The following is a 17961-nucleotide window of genomic DNA, read 5'->3' on the forward strand; positions in this document are numbered from 1 at the left end:
CGGTATCCTACCGTCACCATGCGTGAGTTCCGGCCTCGTCGGACGTGACTCACATCCCCCACGAGTACGGTGAACGGCCAATGACCAAGATCCTCGTCGTCGACAACTACGACAGCTTCGTGTACACCCTCAACGGCTACGTCCAGCAGCTCGGCGCGGACACCGACGTCGTGCGGAACGACGCCTTCCCGGAGAGCGAGATCGCCGACCGGATCGCCGAGTACGACGGCGTCCTGCTGTCTCCCGGCCCGGGCACCCCGGCCGACGCCGGCGTCTCGATCCCGACCGTGCGTGCCGCCATCGCGGCGGACAAGCCCCTGCTGGGCGTCTGCCTCGGACACCAGGCGATCGCCGAGGCCCTGGGCGCCACGGTCACGCACGCCGACGAGCTGATGCACGGCAAGACGTCGCAGGTCGACCACGACGACAGCGTGCTGTTCACCGGTGTCCCCCACCCCTTCACGGCGACGCGGTACCACTCGCTCGCGATCGTCGACGGCACGGTCCCGGACGAGCTGACGATCACGGCGCGGACCGCGGGCGGCGTCATCATGGGTGTGCAGCACCGTGGCGCACCGGTCTACGGCGTGCAGTTCCACCCGGAGTCCGTCCTCACCGAGGGTGGCTACCGGATGGTCGGCAACTGGCTCGAGACGGCGGGCCTCAGTGGCGCCGCCGAGCGGGCTGCCGGACTCGGCCCGCTCATCTCCGGACGCTGACCAGCCGACGGCTGACCGCCCGACGGCTGACGATCGGCACGCTCCGGCCAGGTCGATGGAGTCGGCCCGACCGGCCGTTCCGGCCTGACGAGCCGAGTCGGCTGACCGGTCGCGGCGCGCCGGTCGTGTCGGCCCCGCTGTTCGCCTCGGCCTGATCGGCCGCCGTCAGGACGTCCGACCCGAGTGGTCAGTTGCCGCCGTCGCCCGGGTTCAGCGATCCGCCGCCGCCGTTCGTCGCGCCGCCACCGGTGGCCGCACCGCCGCCGTTCGACGTGCCGCCACCGGGTGCCGGCTGGCGCGACGGCTGCCGCTGCGGCTGTGCCGAGGCTGCGCAGTAGGTCAGCGTGACCGTGGTGCCCTGGGGGACGTCGCCCGCGGGGACGCTCTGCTGCGTCACCGTGGTGCCCGTGCAGGCGTACGACGGCGCGGGCTGCACGGTGAGTCCCTTGCCGGCGAGCGTGGACCGGGCGGTGTCGAACGGCTGCTGTGTGACGTCCGGCAGCTGGACCTTGCCGTTCGACACGACGAGGTTCACGACCGAGCCCTTGGCCTGGGTGACGCCGGACGCCGGGTCACTGCTCAGGACCGTGCCCTCGGGCACCGTCGGCGAGTAGTCCGAGCTGACCGCGCCGACCGAGAAGCCCGCAGCGTCCAGGGCCTTGGTCGCGGCGTCCTGCGTCTGCGACCGGACGTCCGGCACGGCGATCTGCTCCGGACCGGTCGACACGACGACCCGGATCTCCTGGTCACGAGCAACGGAGGTCTTGGCGTCCGGGACGGTCCGGATCACGTCGTCCTTGTCGACGCTGTCCGAGGGTTCGTCGTCGCGCGCCGCCTTCAGCCCGCGACGTTCGAGTGTCGCCTGGGCTTGGTCGTAGGTCTGGCCGGCGACGCTCGGTACCTTGATCGACGAACTGACCGGCGGCTTGCCCGGCTCGAGGTTCGCGACGAAGTAGGCGACGGCGGCGATGACCGCGATGGTGAGGACGATCCCGAGCCAGATCCAGGCGACCGGAGGCCGGTTCTGGGTCCGCTGGGGTCGGCGCTCCGAGGTGTCGTCGAGTTCGCGGAAGGCGACGTCGGCGTTGGCTGCCGCACGGGGGTTGACCCCGAACAGCAGGGCGGCGTCGTCCGCCGCCGCGGCCGCGAGCTTCTTCTTCGAGATCGGGACGTGTCCGGCGGCGGCCTGCTGCAGGTCGCGGCGGAACTCCGCAGCGTTCTGGAACCGACGGGTGCGGTCCTTCACGAGGGCGTGCAGGGTGACGGCGTCGAGTGCCGGCGAGACCGTCGACGTCATCGTGGACGGCGCGACGGGCTGCTCGCTGACGTGCTGGTAGGCGACGGCGACCGGGGAGGCGCCACGGAAGGGCGGGTGTCCGGTGAGCAGCTCGAACAGCACGATGCCGGTCGAGTACAGGTCGGTGCGGGCGTCGACGACCTCGCCGCGGGCCTGCTCCGGGGAGAAGTACGACGCGGTGCCGAGGATCGACGTCGTCTGCGCCACGGTGGCCGACGTGTCCGTGATGGCGCGGGCGATGCCGAAGTCCATCACCTTGACCTGGCCCGAGTGGGTGATCATGACGTTCGCGGGCTTGATGTCGCGGTGGACGACACCGGCGCGGTGGGAGAACTCGAGCGCGGTGAGGATGCCCTCGACGATGCGCGCGGCTTCTTCCTGCACGACCGGACCCTCGGCGACGATCTCGCTCAGCGGGCGGCCCTCGACGTACTCCATGACGATGAAGGGGACCTGCACCTCGGCGCCCGAGGACTCGCGCACGGTCTCTTCGCCGGCGTCGTAGACACGGACGATCGTCGGGTGGGCCATGCGGGCCGCCGCCTGCGCCTCCTGCCGGAAGCGCGTGCGGAACGCCGGGTCGTTCGCGAGACTCGGCTTGAGCAGCTTCACGGCCACTCGCCGGCCCAGTCGCGTGTCGGTACCCACGTGCACGGTGGCCATGCCGCCGCGTCCGATGACGTCACCGATCTCGTACCGGTTGGCGAGGAGCGTGATCCCCGCGGTCACACCTTCAGGCACGTACTCCTCCGAATGTCCGTCCGGGCAAGTGTACGGCAGGGGTCTCTGGGGGGACGCTGGCTGGCCGTGCTCCACGAGCAACCGTTACCGGAACGTGGCGAGGCCCCGACACGTTCCGTGCCGGGGCCTCGCGGGGGTGGTGCAGGTGGTGCGTCAGTCCTGCGGCGTCGCCGTCGAGGTCGGCGCGTCCGTCGGCTCGACGGGGGCGACCCACGTGGCGGTGGCCGGGTCCGAGGTGCTCGACGCGGCGAGGTTGCCGCACGTCACCGTGTAGGACAGGGTGACGTCGTCGCCGGCCTGGTCGGCCTGGATGTCGACCGACGTCTCCGAGGTGTCACCGCTCGTGGCGCCGCTGGAGTCCTTGCCGCCGGAGACCGTCCACGAGTACTTCGAGACGGTGTACCCGGTCGGGCAGGTGGCGGTCGACCAGCTGAACGTCACGGCTCCGGTGGCGGAGACCGCGCCGGCGCTCGGGGTGTTCGGCTTGTTGACCGACGGCGGCGCGGTGTACTCACGCAGGGTGATGAGTGCGCCGTCCGACAGGCTGCCGGTGGGGCTGATCGACTGCACCGTGTTCGCCTGCTCGGCGGTCTCGGCCGGGTCGCCGTCCTGCACCTGGACGGCGAAGCCCATGCTCTGCAGTTCCGTCTGGACCTGGTCGGTCGCCCGCCCGATGTAGTCGGCGGGGTTGATCGTCGTCCGGGCCTCGGTCGGGGTTGCCGACGGTTCCTGGCTCGGCGCCTGCGACCTCGTCTGCGACGGAGCACTGCTCTGGGACGCGGACGGGTCGGGGTCTTGGTCTGCGTTCGCGAAGACGAGCACACCGATCACGATCGCCGCGATGAGCACGACGGCGCCGACGAGCCACCAGATCCAGGCCCGGCTCTTCTTCTCTTCGGTGTCGTCCTCGGGACCGGCGGGGCTGTGCGGCGCACCACCACCGACGACGGGCGCGTTCGCCTGGGTACCGATGAGGGCGGTGGCGGCGTCGTTGCCCGGGGGCGGGTTGAACGCGACCGTCCCGGCGCCGCCGATGGCCGGCACCGCCACGGTCGCCGCTGCGACGTCACCGCGACGGAGGGCCTGTGCTGCGCGGGCGAGGTTCGCCGCGGTCGCCGGTCGGTCGGCGGGCTTCTTCGCGATGCAGGACATCACGAGGGCGGCCACCGGCTCCGGGACGGTCCCCGGCAGCGCGGGCGGCTGGTCGTTGATGTGTGCCATCGCGATGGCGACCTGCGACTCGCCCGTGAAGGGTCGACGACCCGCCAGGCACTCGTACGCGACGATGCCGAGCGAGTACACGTCCGTCGACGGCGACGCGGGGTGGCCACTCGCCTGCTCCGGCGACAGGTACTGGACGGTGCCCATGACCTGGCCGGTCGCGGTGAGCGGGACCTGGTCGGCGATCCGGGCGATCCCGAAGTCGGTGATCTTGACGCGGCCGTCCGGCGTGATGAGCAGGTTGCCCGGCTTGATGTCGCGGTGCACCAGGCCGACGGCGTGCGCTGCCTGCAGGGCGTTCGCGGTCTGGGCGACGATGTCGAGGACCTTGTCGACGGGCAGGGTGTGCTCGCGCTCGATCATCGTGGACAGGGCTTCGCCGGGGACGAGCTCCATCACGAGGTAGGCGCTGCCGTCTTCCTCGCCGTAGTCGAACACGTTGGCGATGCCCTCGTGGTTGACGAGTGCGGCGTGCCGAGCCTCGGCGCGGAAGCGCTCGAGGAACCCGGGGTCGCCGAGGTACTCGTCCTTGAGGATCTTCAGGGCGACGGTGCGCCCGATGACGAGGTCAGTCGCCTGCCACACCTCTCCCATGCCGCCGATGGCGACTCGGGAGGAGAGCTGGTACCGCCCACCGAAGGTGAGTCCGCTGGTGGGTCTCATTTGTTCAGCACCGCCTCCATGACCTTCTTCGCGACGGGAGCCGCGACCGTGTTGCCGACTCCGGACTGCCCGAGCCCGCCGCCGTTCCCGACGACCACGGCGACCGCGACCTCCGGGTCCTTGGCCGGGGCGAAGCCCGTGAACCAGAGAGTGTAGGGATCGCCCGTGCCGCCCTCGGCCGTGCCGGTCTTGCCGGCGACGTCGACACCGTCGATCTTCGCATTCGTTCCGGTCCCCGCGTTCACGACGCTCTGCATCGCTTCGGTCAGGTCGGACGCCGCGTCGGACGACAGCGGGGCGCTGTACTGCTTCGGCGAGAACGAGTCGACCGTCTTCAGGTCGCTCGTCTCGATCGACTCGACGAGCGACGGCTGCATGACACGCCCGCCGTTCGCGATGCCGGCGGAGACCATCGCCATCTGCAGCGGGGTCACGCGGTCGCTGGCCTGGCCGAACGAGCTGAGCATGAGCTCGGCCGTCGACTCGGGCTCCGGGTACTGGCTCGGGGTCGCCGAGGTCGGCACGTCGATGACGTTGCCGAAACCGTACTCGTCCGCGGTCTTCTTGATCGTCTCGTAGCCGAGCTTCCGGCCGAGTTCGGCGAACGGGATGTTGCACGAGTACTGGATCGCGACGCGGAGCTTCACCTGGTCGCCGCCGCCACAGCTGCCACCCTCGGCGTTGTTGATCCGCGAGCTGCTGCCCGGCAGGGTCAGGGTCGAGGGGTTCGGCAGTGTCGAGTCGAGCGTGTAGTCGCCGCTCGCCAGGGCCGCGGAGGCGACCACGAGCTTGAACACCGATCCGGGCGTGTACAGGTCGCCGGCGATGGCACGGTTCGCCAGCGGCTTCGAGGCGTCGGCCTCGAGCGCCTGGTAGCGCGCGATGACGTCCTTGGTGTCGTGCGAGGTGAGGGTGTTGGGGTCGTAGCCCGGCTTCGACACCATCGCCAAGATCTTGCCCGTCTTCGGCTGGATCGCGACGACCGCGCCGGTGTTCGCGCCGAGGGCGTCGTACGCGGCCTGCTGCACGTCGGGGTCGATCGTCAGGTTGACGTTGTCGCCCTGGACGTCCTGTCCGGTGAGGATCGCGTTGAGGTTCTGGAAGAACGAGTCGTCGCTGTTGCCCGACAGCACGGCGTTCTCGGCGCTCTCGATGCCCGAGTTGCCCTGGCCGATCGTGAAGTAGCCGGTGACGGCCGAGTAGAGCGCGCCGTTGTTGTACTTGCGCTGGTACTGGTACTGGTCGTCCACCGCGGTGGACTCGGCGATCGGCTTGCCGTCGACCAGGATCGCCCCACGCTTGGTGGAGTAACTGTCCAGGATGGTTCGGGAGTTCCGGCTGTCGGCACGGAGCGAGTCCGCCGCGAAGAACTGGATGGACGTCGTCGACACGAAGAGCGCGACGAACATGAGCACGACGACGGTCGAGACGCCGCGGAGTTGGCGGTTCACCGGCGCTCCTTCCTGGACCGGCCACGGCCGGTGTTGCCCCGCTCCGACAGCGCACCCTGCTGGACGCGCTGTTCGGCGGGGATCGAGTCGGTCAGCCGCAGCAGCATCGCCGCGATGATCCAGTTCGCCACGAGGGACGAACCACCTGCCGCCATGAACGGCGTGGTGAGTCCGGTGACCGGGATGATCCGGGTGATGCCACCGACGACGACGAAGACCTGCAGGGCGATCGTGAAGCCGAACCCGATGCCGAGCAGCTTGCCGAAGTCGTCCTGCGCCATGAAGCCGACGCGGATGCCCCGGGAGACCAGGACCACGAAGAGGCCGAGGATCGCGAAGACCCCGATCAGCCCGAGCTCTTCACCGAGCGAGGCGATGATGTAGTCCGCGTTGGCGACCGGCGTGATGTACGGCCGGCCCTGCCCGAGCCCGGTGCCGGTGATCCCGCCGTTGGCGAAGCCGAACAGGCCCTGCACGAGCTGGTAGCTGCCCTGCGTCTGCCGCAGGAAGATCTGCTGGTCGAACGGGTCGAGCCACTGCTCGAACCGACCCTGCACGTAGACCAGGACGCTCGCCGCGATGAGGGCACCGCCGATGAACAGCACCAGGCCGATCACGACCCAGCTGAGCCGGGCGGTCGCGACGTAGATCATCACGAGGAACAGGCCGAAGTACAGCAGGGCGGTGCCGAGGTCGCGCTGGAAGACCAGCACGCTCATCGCCACACCCCAGATGATGAGGATCGGGCCGAGGTCACGGGCACGCGGGAACGTCATGCCGAGGAACTTCCGGCCGACGATCGACAGGCTGTCCCGCGCGGTGACCAGGTAGCCGGCGAAGAACAGCGCCATCGTGATCTTCGCGAGCTCACCCGGCTGGAACGAGAACGGTCCGATCCGGATCCAGACCCGGGCACCGCCGATGTTCGTGCCGATGCCGGGCAGCATCGGCAGCAGGAGCAGCACGATGGTGAGCAGCATGAAGATGTAGCGGTAGCGCTGCAGGAACCGGTGGTTGCGCACGAGCAGGATCGTGATGATCGCGAACACCATCGCCAGCAGGGTCCACGCGATCTGCTTGACGCCGATCGCCGCCCACCCGGAGACGCCGTTGTGGATGTCGATCCGGTAGATCTCGGCGATCCCGATGCCGTTGAGCACGAGGGCCACCGGCAGGATGAACGGGTCGGCGTTCTTTGCGACGACGCGCAGGATGACGTGCATGACGAGCGCCAGGCCGAGGATCGAGGCCGCGGTCCAGAGCACCGAGGTGTCGAAGACGCGGCCCTTGGTGCCGAGCTGCACGAGCACCATCGCACCGCCGCAGATGCCGCAGGCGATGACGAGCAGCACGAGCTCGAGGTTCCGGGCGCGCGCGGGCTCCCGGAGCTTGATCGTGATCGCCTGGGTCAACGAGGGTGCGGCCGTGGCGCTCATCGTGCGCTCCTCGACGGGGAGGGTGACGGGGACCGGGGCGTTGCGGACCCCGAGGGGGAGGCGGACGGTGACGACGTCGGGGAGTCTCCCGAGCCTCCCGTCCCGCTCTGGTCCTGGCCGGTCTCGGCGGCGGTGCGCAGCCGGTCGACGATCGCGCGGGCGTCCTGCAGGGACGTCGCGTTGATCGTCGAGCGGACGTTCTCACGCGTGTAGTCGGGGAGCTCGGTCAGCGAGATGTCGGTGTCCTCGTAGACGTCGGACAGCGCGACCGGCCCGATCGACTGCTGCACGCCCTTGTAGATCGCCACCGAGCCGCGGTCCGTGCCCACGTAGTAGTGGTCCTGCACGATCCGGTAGCCGAGGAAGAGGGCGCCGATCAGCGCCAGGATCGCGATGACGAGTGCGATCGACCACGAGACCCGACGACGCACCCGGCGGCGGCGGTCCTCGGCGATGAGCTCAGCGAAGTACTGGTCCGACTCCGGCTCGAAGTGCGAGTCCTCCGGAGCGGCCGAGACCTTGAGCGGGTGCAGCAGGATCGTGGGGAGGCGGATCGGCTTGCGGCCGGTCGACGCCTCGAAGGTCAGCGGGGCAGCGGCCGACCCGACCGTGGTGGCCGCGTCGTCGTCCTCGCCCGGCTCGGAGTCGGTGACGTCGAGCACGACGACCGTGACGTTGTCGGGGGCGCCGTGGTCGAGCGTCTCCTTGACCAGACGCTGCGTGACCTGGTTGGCGTCCATCGTGGACGCGAGCGCGTGCCGGATGCGCTCTTCTGCCAGGTACGACGACAGCCCGTCGGAGCAGAGCAGCCACCGGTCGCCCGGGCGGATGTCCATGATCGCGGTGTCGACCTCGGGCGCGGCATCGACGTCGCCGAGCACCCGCATGAGGACCGAGCGGCGCGGGTGCACCGCGGCTTCCTCGGGCGTGATCCGCCCGCTGTCGACGAGACGCTGCACGAACGTGTGGTCGGAGGTGATCTGCTGCAGTTCGCCGTCGCGCCAGCGGTAGATGCGGGAGTCGCCGATGTGCGCGATCGCCAGCTGGTCGCCGACCCGGATCATGGCGCTCACCGTGGTGCCCATGCCGGTGAGCTCCTGGTGCTCGAACACCGTCTCGGTGATGAGCTGGTTCGCGGCGATCAGTGCCGACTGCAGTGCGAACTCGGCGTCGTGTGCCGACGGGAACTCGCGGTCGACCTCTCGGATGCGCCGGATGGCGATCGCGGAGGCGACGTCGCCGCCGGCGTGCCCGCCCATGCCGTCGGCCACCGCGAACAGGTGCTGCCCGGCGTAGCCGGAGTCCTGGTTGTTCGCGCGGATGCGTCCGACGTGGGACACAGCGGCGCTCAGCGTGCGAGCCGTCATCCGGGACTACCGCCGCAGCTCGAACGTCGTCGTCCCGATGGTGATCGGGGTGCGTTCCGCCACGGTGGTGGGGACGGTGACCTTCTGGCCGCCCACGAAGGTGCCGTTGGTCGATCCGAGGTCGGTCAGGACCCAGGCACCGCCCTGCAGGTCGAGGCGGGCGTGGTTCGTGGATGTGTAGTCGTCGCGGATCACGACGTTGCTCTCGCTGGAGCGGCCGATCGTGATCGGGCCGCCGCCGAGGGGCATCTCCATGCCCTCACGGGCACCCTCGGTGATGACGAGACGGGTGGCGACCGGACCCGCGGTGGAGGCGGTGGGTGCGCTGGCCTGACCGATCAGCTCGGTGAACGCACCGGGAGACGCCCCGGAGGCTGCGGCTGCGGTTCCGGCACCGGCCGGCATCGGCGGAGTGGTCGGGGTCGACGGGCCGGACTTGGGGTCGGTGGGGATCGCACGGACGCGTTGGCCGAAGAGGTCGCTGCGCAACGCGAAGACGATCACGAAGACGAAGAGCCACAGCACCGCGAGGAACGCGAAGCGCAGGACGAGCAGGGTCAGGCCCGTGGTCATCGCGCACCTCCGTCGTTCTCCGGGATCACCCGGAACACCATACGGGTCCGACCGATCTCAATGGTTGAGTCCGGCTCGAGGATGGCCTGACTGAAGCGTTCGCCGTTGAGCTTCGACCCGTTGGTGGACCCGAGGTCGTTCACCTGCGCGTGCTTGCCGTCCCAGAGGACCTCGACGTGCTTCCGGCTCGTCCCGGTGTCGGCGACCGTGATGTCGGCGTCCGTGCCGCGGCCGATGATCGTGCGTCCGCGCTTGAGGTGGTGGCGCTGCGACCCGATGTCGAGGACCGCCACCCAGGCCAGGTCGCGCTGCACCGTGGTCGAGTCGATCTCGAGGATGCCGGTGGAGAGGGTGCCGTCCTGCTGCAGGCGGATCGTGACCGGGCCGGAGAACGAGTAGTTCTGCGCCACCGCGTGCTGCTGCACCCGCTGCGTGAGCTCGTCGATGAGGGGCTGCCCGACGTCGTGCATGCGGGTGTGGTCCGGTGGCGCGAGTCGCACCGTGAACTCGTTCGGTACGAGGATGCGCTCGCGGGAGACCACGGCAGCCTTGGTGTCGAGTTCACGCCGCAGGGCCGCGGTGATCTCGACCGGCTGCACACCGGAGCGGAAGGTCTTCGCGAAGGCGCCGTTGACGGCGCGCTCCAACCCTCGCTCGAAGTTGTCCAGTAAGCCCATGGTCTCCACGTTCTCGGTCGCTGACCTCTGCATGGTAGTGGTTGGCTCCTGGCCCCGTCTGTGCGTGGTAGTGTTCTCGTCGCTGGCGCGAGTGGCGGAATTGGTAGACGCGCACGGTTCAGGTCCGTGTGCTGGAAACGGCGTGGGGGTTCAAGTCCCCCCTCGCGCACCAGAGCTCTTCACGCAAGAGCGAGCAGACGAAGGCCCCGATCGAGAGATCGGGGCCTTCGTCGTTCCGGCGGTCGGTCATCCGCCGACACGCCCAGCCAGCCCAGCCACGCCCGCCCAGGCCACCCGGCTCACCCGAGGGCGGCCGCGACCTCCCGCGCCGTGCCCGCCGGGTGCAGACCATGGTCCTGCGACTCGGGGACGACCACGAGCCTCCCGGTCGGCAGCAGCGCGGCGAGCCGGTCGGTCGCGGTGACCAGGAACGGCCAGGTCCGCCCACCCCGCAGCACGGTCACCGGCATCGACACGGTTGCCATCGCGGGGGAGGGCACGGGCGTCTCGCCGGTGATCGTCGCGTCGTACACGGTCGACTGGGCGACGTCGACGAGGGCGGGCCACATCGGTGCGTGCCGGATCTGCTCGATCACCTCGTCGGGGAGGCCCACGGCCTCCCGCTGGAAGAGGACGACGGCGTCCTCGGGCCGACCGGCGTCGACGTGCGCCTGCAGGCGGTCCACCAGGTCCGGTGACTGCGGTGGCCGGGACCCGTCAAAGGCGAAGGGCGGTTCGGAGAGGAAGAGGTGGTCGACGTCCAGCCCGCCGGCCGCTGCCCGGAGGGTCAGGACCGCACCCGACGAGTGTCCGAGCGCAGCCCGGACACCCCCGGCCGCGGTGGCGACGGCGATGAGGTCCTCGACCTCCCGTTCGGGGGCGTACGGCCGGGTGTCGCCGGAGCCACCTCGGGCGCGCCGGTCGAGGACCACTCCGCGGAGTCCCACGTCGGCGAGGGCCTGCGCGAGCGGACGGGCGGCGTCGGCGGTGCTGAACGCACCGCCGGTGATGATCACACCGGGTGCGTCGGCGGAGCCGATCGCCTCCCAGGCGATGGGCGTTCCGTCGGCGGAGTGGGCCTGCTGCATGGCGGCAGTCAACACCCGCCCGAAGCGCAGTGGAAGCGGGGACGGACGCGATGTCGTCCGCGCCCGGGGATCAGACGGTGACGCTGCCCAGGACGCGGTGCGCGATCGAGATCGACTCGCCCGACACCACCGACAGCGGTGACGACAGGAAGGCCACGAGGTCCGCGATCTGCTGCGGGCTGGACTCGCCGCCGGCGCCGGGCCGGACCTCGGCGTTCGGCTCGTCCCGCACGGTCCCCGGGTTCACGACGTTCACGGTCACGCCGGTGCCCGCGGTCTCGTCAGCGAGGTTCTTCGCGATCACGTTCGTGGCCGCGTTGCGCAACGAGGTCGTGATGTTCCCCGACAGGTAGGCGTTCTGCCCGCTGACGACGACGACCCGGCCGAAGCCGGCCTGACGCTGCGCGGGCAGGACGGCGTTCGCCACCCGGAGGAACCCCAGGGCCTTGCCGTCGACGGCCGCGGCGACCTGGTCCGGGTCGGAACGGCGCTCGGGGTCGAGGGTGTTCGCCGCCGGGGCCGCGGTGACGACCAGCACGTCGATCCGTCCGTGCTGCTCGAGCACGTGGGCGACCGCCGTGTCGACGGCGGCCTGGTCGGCGGTGTCCATCGCGACACTGCCCGTCGTGGGGCCGTCGGTCGTGTCGGCGGTGCGGGAGGCGACGACGACGGTCGCACCCTCCTGGCGGAGGCGGTCCACGACGGCGGTGCCGATGTACCCCTTCCCGCCGACGACGAGTGCGACACGGTCCTGCAGCTGGAGATCCACGTCGGTGACGGTACGCCGGTGGCCGGCCGGGTGTCGGACGGGAGGCCCGTGGCGGGGCCGCCCCGCGCCTCCCGTCCGGAGCGTGCCTGCATCGGACCGACGTGACCCGCCCGTCAGTGCGCACGGAGGGTGTCGGTGAGGACGTCCTCGATGCTGCGCGGTTCACGGCCGAGGAGGTCGGCGAGCGTCGAGTCGACGGTGGCGAACTCGCCGTCCCGTGCGGCCGCGAAGAACCCGGTCATCATCGGGGCGAATGCCTCCGGGAGTCCACCCGCGACGAGTGCGGCGCGGTACTCGTCCTCGTCGACGACGGTCCGGGTGACCGTGCTGCCGGTGATCCGTGAGACCACCTCGGCGAGCTCGTCCATGTCCAGTGCACGGGACGCGGTGAGCGGCGGCGTGGTGCCGTGCAGCCGGTCGGGGTCGGTGAGGGCGATCGCGGCGGCGACGGCCAGGTCCGCCTGTGCGGTCCAGGCGACCGGACCGTCGGCGGGCAGCCGGAGCTCGCCGGTCCGGAGGCCCGCGCCGAGCATGAACGGCGCACTCGAGGCGTGGAAGCCGTTCCGCAGGGACGTCGTGGCGATCCCGGTGGCGGCGAGGTCCTGCTCGGTGACGGCGTGCTGTCGTGCCGGGCCGAAGTGTGAGTCGGGCGAGGTCGCCATGTGTGCGGTGTAGACGATGTGCTCGGCGCCGGCGGTGACCGCGGCCTCCACCGCGATGCGGTGCGGCTCGGGGTCGGCCGGGCCGGAGACGATCAGCACCCGGCTGGCGTCCGCGAACGCGGTGGGGAGCGTGTCCGGCTCGGTGAAGTCACCCCGGCGGACCTGCACGCCCCGGTCGGCCAGACGACGTGCAGCGTCCGAGTGCGGGTCGCGGACGCTGACCGCGAGCTCGCGCGCGGGGACCTGCTCGAGGAGGTGGGCGACGACGGCTCCGCCGAGCTGTCCGGTGGCTCCGGTGACGATGATCATGGCTGCTCCGATCGTGTTTCCAGTGATAACACGATGAAGTTACCACTGGAATCACGGGGACGAAACCACCGCTACTGCCCGATCGGTAGCATCGGAACCATGAGTGCCGCACCCGACCCGCGTACCCGCATCGTCACCGCGGCCGCACGTCTGCTCGCCGAGGACGGCGCCGCCGCGGTCACCACCCGGAGCGTGGCGCTCGCCGCCGGCGTCCAGGCCCCGGCGATCTACCGTCTCTTCGGGGACAAGGACGGCCTGCTGGACGCGGTCGCCGAGCACGTCCTGGCGGAGTTCGTCGCCGCGAAGACCGAGCACGCTGCCGCCGAGGCCAGCAGTGGCGGGGACCCAGTGGAGGACCTCCGCGACTCGTGGCGCGTGCAGGTGGCCTTCGGGCTCGCCAACCCCGCACTGTTCCGGCTGCTGTACGCCTCGGACCGGGACGACGACTCCCCGGCGGTCGCCGCCGGCCTGGAGGTCCTCCGCGCGCGGGTGCACCGGGTCGCCGCCGCCGGACGCCTCCGGGTGCCCGAGGAGCAGGCGGTCGCGATGATCCGCGCGGCCGGTGCCGGCTCGATGCTGACGATGCTCTCCAGCGGTGCACCGGAGGGCGGCTCGCCCGGCGCCGGGTCCTCGCTGCCCGAGCTGATGCTCGACACGGTCCTGGCAGCCATCGTCACCGACCCGCCGACCTGGGCGGACGACGAGGGTGCCGACGGCACAGCGGTGCCCCTCGGCGCGCTGCAGGCCGTGCGTGCCGCCGCCCCCGCGCTCCCCGGGCTGACGGACCCGGAGCGGGCGCTGCTGCAGGAGTGGCTCGGACGGGTGACCACGGCCTCCTGACCGGCGGGCACGGCAGACCCGTCCGCGTGATCTGAACACTCCGGACGGCCGTCCAGCGGCCCGCGCCGACCATCGCCCCTGCACGACGACCTTCGTCCAGGGAGCGACATGAGCGATCAACAGCAGCAACCGCCCGGGTCCGAGCAGGCGATGGGGCCGAAGCCCGACCACGGTGAGACCAGCTACCGGGGTTCCGGCAAGCTCACCGGCAGGCGGGCCGTCATCACGGGTGGTGACAGCGGCATCGGCAAGGCGGTCGCGATCGCCTTCGCCCGCGAGGGGGCCGACGTCCTCATCTCCTACCTGCCCGAGGAGGAAGAGGACGCGCAGGAGACCAGGCACTGGATCGAGGACGCCGGTCGGACGGCCGTGCTGCTCCCCGGTGACGTCAGCGACCCGGCGTACTGCCGGAGCGTCATCGACACCGCGGTGTCGGAGCTCGGCGGCATCGACGTCCTGGTGAACAACGCGGCGTACCAGATGACCCACGAGACGCTCGAGGAGATCACCGACGAGGAGTGGGACCACACCCTCGCCACGAACCTCAGCGCCTACTTCCACCTGACGAAGGCCGCGCTGCCGCACATGTCCGCCGGTGCATCGATCATCGGCACGAGCTCGGTGAACTCGGACGACCCCGTCCCGACGCTGCTGCCCTACGACGTGACGAAGGCCGGCATCGCGAACTTCTCGGCCGCGCTCGCGCAGCTGGTCGGGGAGCGCGGCATCCGGGTGAACAGCGTCGCGCCCGGCCCGATCTGGACGCCGCTCATCCCGTCGACGATGCCCGCCGAGCAGGTCGAGCAGTTCGGGACGCAGACGCCCCTGGGTCGCGCGGGACAGCCGGCCGAGCTGGCCCCGGTCTACGTCCTGCTCGCGAGCGACGACGGCAGCTACGTCTCCGGTGCGCGCATCGCCGTCACCGGTGGCACGCCGATCCTCTGAGCTGACACCTCTGACCCGCCCGACTGAACCCACACGGAAACAGGAGAACGATTTGTACTTCCACAAGCAAGAGCTCCAGTTCAAGGCGACCCCCGACAAGCCCGACGCGGTCTACGCGCGGAAGCTCCAGGAGGTGCTCGGCGGCCAGTACGGCGAGATCTCCGTCGCCCTGCAGTACCAGTTCCAGGCGTGGAACATGCACATCCCAGGCAAGTACCGCGACATGGTGTTCGGCATCGGCGCGGAGGAGATGGGCCACGTCGAGATGCTCGCGACGATGATCGCCCAGCTGCTCGAGAAGTCCCCGCTCGGCATCACCGAGGACGCCCTCCAGGACGACCCCACCGTCGCCGCGATCGTCGGTGGCACGGACGTCCAGCACGCCATCGTCGCCGGCGCCGGTGCGCGTCCGGTCGACAGCAACGGGAACCCCTGGCAGGGCTCCTACATCACGGCCAGCGGCAACCTGCTGGCCGACTTCACGGCGAACGAGAACGCCGAGATGCAGGGCCGCGTGCAGGCCGCGCGGCTCTACCACATGACCGACGACCACGGCGTCCGGGACCTGCTGAGCTTCCTCATCGCCCGCGACACGATGCACCAGAACATGTGGGCGACCGCCGCCGCCGAGCTCCGTGAGCAGGGCCTCGAGACCATGCCGGTGCCGAGCAACTTCCCGCAGCACAAGGAGAACCAGGAGGTCAACTACCAATACCTCAACTTCTCCGACGGTGCGCAGGCGAAGGAGGGCTCCTGGGCGAGCGGCCCGTCGTTCGACGGCAAGGGCGAGTACTCGTACCACGACGGCCCCACCACCTCGGTGCCGATGCCGCCGCCCACCCACGCGGACTCGCGTCTGTACGGCACGACCGAGCTGCCGAACACGGTCGAGAAGATCGCCGGCACGGTGCAGGACAAGCTCAACAAGGAGTAGTCCGACCCGTTCCACGCACGAGCCCTTCCTCCGTCGGAGGAGGGGCTCGTTCGCGTCCACCGGGCTCCGCGGTCGTTCGATGCGCGAACTGTACAACTCGACGAACTGTTTGTTGCCCTCATTGTTCACGTCGTGAAATAGTTCTCACGTCCGGACGGACGGACGGACCGACGGCAGACCCTCGACGAGGAAGGCGCACCCATGCAGAGCACGTACCACGGCACGTCGCACGACACCCGGTTCGGCGGCTCCCACCCGCGCGTGGGACTGACCGACCCGGCCGTCATCGAGGCCTGGGTCGCCCAGCGGATCGAGGACCCGTCGCTGCTGTCCCGCCGCACCGAACTGTCCTACGCCGACTTCTTCGTCGCGCCGGCCGCCTGACCCCACCGCCTGACCGCAGGCGCCGGAGCCACCGCGTCCGCCCCACCAGCACGACCACCCGCCCGGACGGGTGAGGGAGACACCGACCCATGCCGTTGACCGTCGTCCGCCGCGAGCACGTCCACCTCTACGCCCGCGAGCCCCGCACCCGGTCCGCCAAGACCGCCGTCGACGCCCTGCTCCGGCTGCAGCACGCCGAAGAGGACCAGCTGGAACGTGCCCGTGGCGAGAGCGGCCTGACGAAGAACGAGTTCCTCTCCGTCCGCTACATGCTGCAGGCACACCGCGACGGCCGGAGCATGGGCCCGAAGGACCTGGCCGTCATGCTGTCGGTCTCGAACGCCTCGGTCACCAAGATCGTCGACGGCCTGGTCGAGAAGGGTGACCTGCTCCGGGTACCGCACCCCACCGACCGACGGGCGCAGGTGCTCGAGCCGACCGTGCAGGCCGCCCGCAAGATCGACCGGTCGTACGAGGTCTTCCACGAGGCCGTCGTCGAGGTCATCGACCACCTCTCCGCCGAGGACAACGAGGTCCTGGCACGCTGCCTCGCGCAGATCACGGCCGCGCTCGACGCCGGCCTGCCGACACCGGTGGACGAGTACACGGTGCCGGAGACCGGGGCTGACGCCGGCGGGCCGGCCGCCGGTTCCTGACACCCGCCGGACGGGAGGCGCGTCACGGGTGGTGATCCGGGCCTCCCGTCCGCCACCGCGACCTGACGCGCCAAGCTGACGCGTCGAGTTGCCCACGCGTGGAGTTGCTCAGGATGCCGCCGCCGCCCTAGCGTTGAGCGCACCCCTGCCCCCGGGGCTCCGGCACCGGAGTCAGCACCCATCGAAGGAACCAACTGAGCGCCGACAGCCGGATGAACGCTCCGGCACCGCTGCGCGCGGCGGTCGTCGTCAACCCGGTGAAGGGCAACCCGGAACGACTCCGGACGCTCGTCGATGCCGAGGCGGCCCGCAGCGGCTGGGCCGAGACCGGGTGGTTCGAGACCGCTGCCGACGACGACGGGCGTGCTGCTGCACGCGCTGCCGTCGGCGCCGCGCCGGACGTGGTGCTCGTGGCGGGCGGTGACGGCACCCTCCGTGTGGTCGCCGAGGAACTGCGCGGGACCGGGATCCCGGTGTCGCTGGTCCCGAGCGGGACCGGCAACCTGTTCGCCCGCAACATCGGCCTGCACCGCAACGACATGGCCGGCGCAGTGCGGGCGGCGTTCACCGGCTCCGACCGGCCGATCGACGTCGGGATCGCCGAACTCACCGACGCCGACGGAGCGACCAGCACGCACGCGTTCCTCGTGATGGCGGGCATCGGTCTCGACGCCAGCATGGCGGCGGACACCAACGCCTGGGTGAAGAAGCGGTTCGGATGGGTCGCGTACTCCGACCCCATCGCCCGGTCGATCGTCGGGAACCGGCAGATCCCCGTCCACTACTCGCTGGACGACGGACCGACCCGGACGATGCACGCCCACACCGTCATCGTCGGGAACTGCGGCAGCCTCACCGCGGGCGTGCTGCTGCTGCCCCGGGCCGAACCCGACGACGGCGTCCTGGACGCCGTCGCGTTCCGCCCCGAGGGCTGGCTCGGGTGGACCAAGATCGGGTACACGCTCTCCCTCAACCGGTTCTTCTCCAGCACCCGGCTCGGACGGGTCATCGCCCGGGTGCTCCCGACCTCCCGAGCGCTCCCGACGACCCGCGCTCGGACCCTGCACGTGGAGCTCGAGACCCCGGAGCGGATCCAACTCGACGGCGACCCGTTCGGCACCGTCCGAGCAGCCACGCTCACCACGCACCACCACGGCCTCCTGCTCCGCTCCGCGCAGTCGGGGAGCGGAGGGACGGCGTCCGGCACCGGTGCGCCCGCATGAGTCCGG

The 17961-nt window shown here is 70.6% G+C and carries 17 protein-coding genes and 1 tRNA gene; 8 read left to right on the forward strand and 10 right to left on the reverse strand.

Annotated elements, in window-relative coordinates; genetic code table 11:
- Positions 1 to 80 precede the first annotated feature (80 nt).
- A complete protein-coding gene (locus tag SOM35_RS02705) occupies positions 81 to 719 on the forward strand; it encodes an anthranilate synthase component II (protein ID WP_111075322.1) in 639 nt (212 codons plus the stop codon).
- A gap of 187 nt (positions 720 to 906) precedes the next feature.
- Here SOM35_RS02705 and pknB read toward each other — a convergent pair whose 3' ends face one another.
- The 7 genes from pknB to SOM35_RS02740 all read right to left on the reverse strand — a co-directional run bounded on the left by pknB (position 907) and on the right by SOM35_RS02740 (position 10145).
- A complete protein-coding gene (gene pknB / locus SOM35_RS02710) occupies positions 907 to 2757 on the reverse strand; it encodes a Stk1 family PASTA domain-containing Ser/Thr kinase (protein WP_320514280.1) in 1851 nt (616 codons plus the stop codon).
- A gap of 153 nt (positions 2758 to 2910) precedes the next feature.
- Positions 2911 to 4641, reverse strand: coding sequence for a protein kinase domain-containing protein (locus SOM35_RS02715; protein WP_320514281.1), 1731 nt, complete (start codon positions 4639 to 4641; stop codon positions 2911 to 2913).
- Complete coding sequence (locus SOM35_RS02720; RefSeq protein ID WP_111075325.1) at positions 4638 to 6092, reverse strand: peptidoglycan D,D-transpeptidase FtsI family protein; 1455 nt, start codon at positions 6090 to 6092, stop codon at positions 4638 to 4640. Before SOM35_RS02720 ends, SOM35_RS02715 begins: the two co-directional genes overlap by 4 nt.
- Complete coding sequence (locus SOM35_RS02725; protein WP_111075326.1) at positions 6089 to 7528, reverse strand: FtsW/RodA/SpoVE family cell cycle protein; 1440 nt, start codon at positions 7526 to 7528, stop codon at positions 6089 to 6091. Before SOM35_RS02725 ends, SOM35_RS02720 begins: the two co-directional genes overlap by 4 nt.
- On the reverse strand, positions 7525 to 8895 hold the full coding sequence (locus SOM35_RS02730; protein ID WP_320514282.1) for a Stp1/IreP family PP2C-type Ser/Thr phosphatase: 1371 nt from the start codon (positions 8893 to 8895) through the stop codon (positions 7525 to 7527). Before SOM35_RS02730 ends, SOM35_RS02725 begins: the two co-directional genes overlap by 4 nt.
- Before the next feature lie 6 nt (positions 8896 to 8901).
- A complete protein-coding gene (locus tag SOM35_RS02735) occupies positions 8902 to 9468 on the reverse strand; it encodes an FHA domain-containing protein FhaB/FipA (protein WP_111075328.1) in 567 nt (188 codons plus the stop codon).
- On the reverse strand, positions 9465 to 10145 hold the full coding sequence (locus SOM35_RS02740) for a DUF3662 and FHA domain-containing protein (RefSeq protein WP_320514283.1): 681 nt from the start codon (positions 10143 to 10145) through the stop codon (positions 9465 to 9467). The genes SOM35_RS02735 and SOM35_RS02740 overlap by 4 nt, the downstream gene beginning before the upstream one ends.
- A gap of 85 nt (positions 10146 to 10230) precedes the next feature.
- Between SOM35_RS02740 and SOM35_RS02745 the strand changes: the two genes are divergently transcribed.
- Positions 10231 to 10317, forward strand: a tRNA-Leu gene (locus SOM35_RS02745).
- Positions 10318 to 10444: 127 nt separating this feature from the next.
- Here the strand turns inward: SOM35_RS02745 and SOM35_RS02750 are convergent.
- From SOM35_RS02750 to SOM35_RS02760, 3 genes are all read right to left on the reverse strand, one after another.
- Entirely contained in the window at positions 10445 to 11233 is a 789-nt protein-coding gene (locus tag SOM35_RS02750; RefSeq protein ID WP_320514284.1) for an alpha/beta fold hydrolase, read from the reverse strand.
- 70 nt (positions 11234 to 11303) lie between these two features.
- Positions 11304 to 12002 carry an SDR family NAD(P)-dependent oxidoreductase gene (locus tag SOM35_RS02755; RefSeq protein WP_320514285.1) on the reverse strand — a complete coding sequence of 233 codons (699 nt, stop codon included), beginning with the start codon at positions 12000 to 12002 and terminating at the stop codon, positions 11304 to 11306.
- A gap of 113 nt (positions 12003 to 12115) precedes the next feature.
- On the reverse strand, positions 12116 to 12973 hold the full coding sequence (locus SOM35_RS02760) for an NmrA family NAD(P)-binding protein (RefSeq protein WP_320514286.1): 858 nt from the start codon (positions 12971 to 12973) through the stop codon (positions 12116 to 12118).
- 99 nt (positions 12974 to 13072) lie between these two features.
- Between SOM35_RS02760 and SOM35_RS02765 the strand changes: the two genes are divergently transcribed.
- From SOM35_RS02765 to SOM35_RS02790, 6 genes are all read left to right on the forward strand, one after another.
- Entirely contained in the window at positions 13073 to 13813 is a 741-nt protein-coding gene (locus SOM35_RS02765) for a TetR/AcrR family transcriptional regulator (RefSeq protein ID WP_320514287.1), read from the forward strand.
- Between the two features lie 108 nt (positions 13814 to 13921).
- Positions 13922 to 14758 carry an SDR family oxidoreductase gene (locus SOM35_RS02770; RefSeq protein WP_320514288.1) on the forward strand — a complete coding sequence of 279 codons (837 nt, stop codon included), beginning with the start codon at positions 13922 to 13924 and terminating at the stop codon, positions 14756 to 14758.
- A 52-nt stretch (positions 14759 to 14810) separates the two neighbouring features.
- Positions 14811 to 15692 carry a manganese catalase gene (locus SOM35_RS02775; protein ID WP_320514289.1) on the forward strand — a complete coding sequence of 294 codons (882 nt, stop codon included), beginning with the start codon at positions 14811 to 14813 and terminating at the stop codon, positions 15690 to 15692.
- Positions 15693 to 15893: 201 nt separating this feature from the next.
- Complete coding sequence (locus SOM35_RS02780; protein ID WP_111075333.1) at positions 15894 to 16076, forward strand: hypothetical protein; 183 nt, start codon at positions 15894 to 15896, stop codon at positions 16074 to 16076.
- An 89-nt stretch (positions 16077 to 16165) separates the two neighbouring features.
- On the forward strand, positions 16166 to 16732 hold the full coding sequence (locus tag SOM35_RS02785) for a MarR family winged helix-turn-helix transcriptional regulator (protein ID WP_320514290.1): 567 nt from the start codon (positions 16166 to 16168) through the stop codon (positions 16730 to 16732).
- A gap of 212 nt (positions 16733 to 16944) precedes the next feature.
- On the forward strand, positions 16945 to 17955 hold the full coding sequence (locus SOM35_RS02790) for a diacylglycerol/lipid kinase family protein (protein WP_320514291.1): 1011 nt from the start codon (positions 16945 to 16947) through the stop codon (positions 17953 to 17955).
- Positions 17956 to 17961 lie beyond the last annotated feature (6 nt).

Origin of the sequence: Curtobacterium sp. CFBP9011, assembly GCF_034045095.1 — a bacterium.
Taxonomy (GTDB): domain Bacteria; phylum Actinomycetota; class Actinomycetes; order Actinomycetales; family Microbacteriaceae; genus Curtobacterium.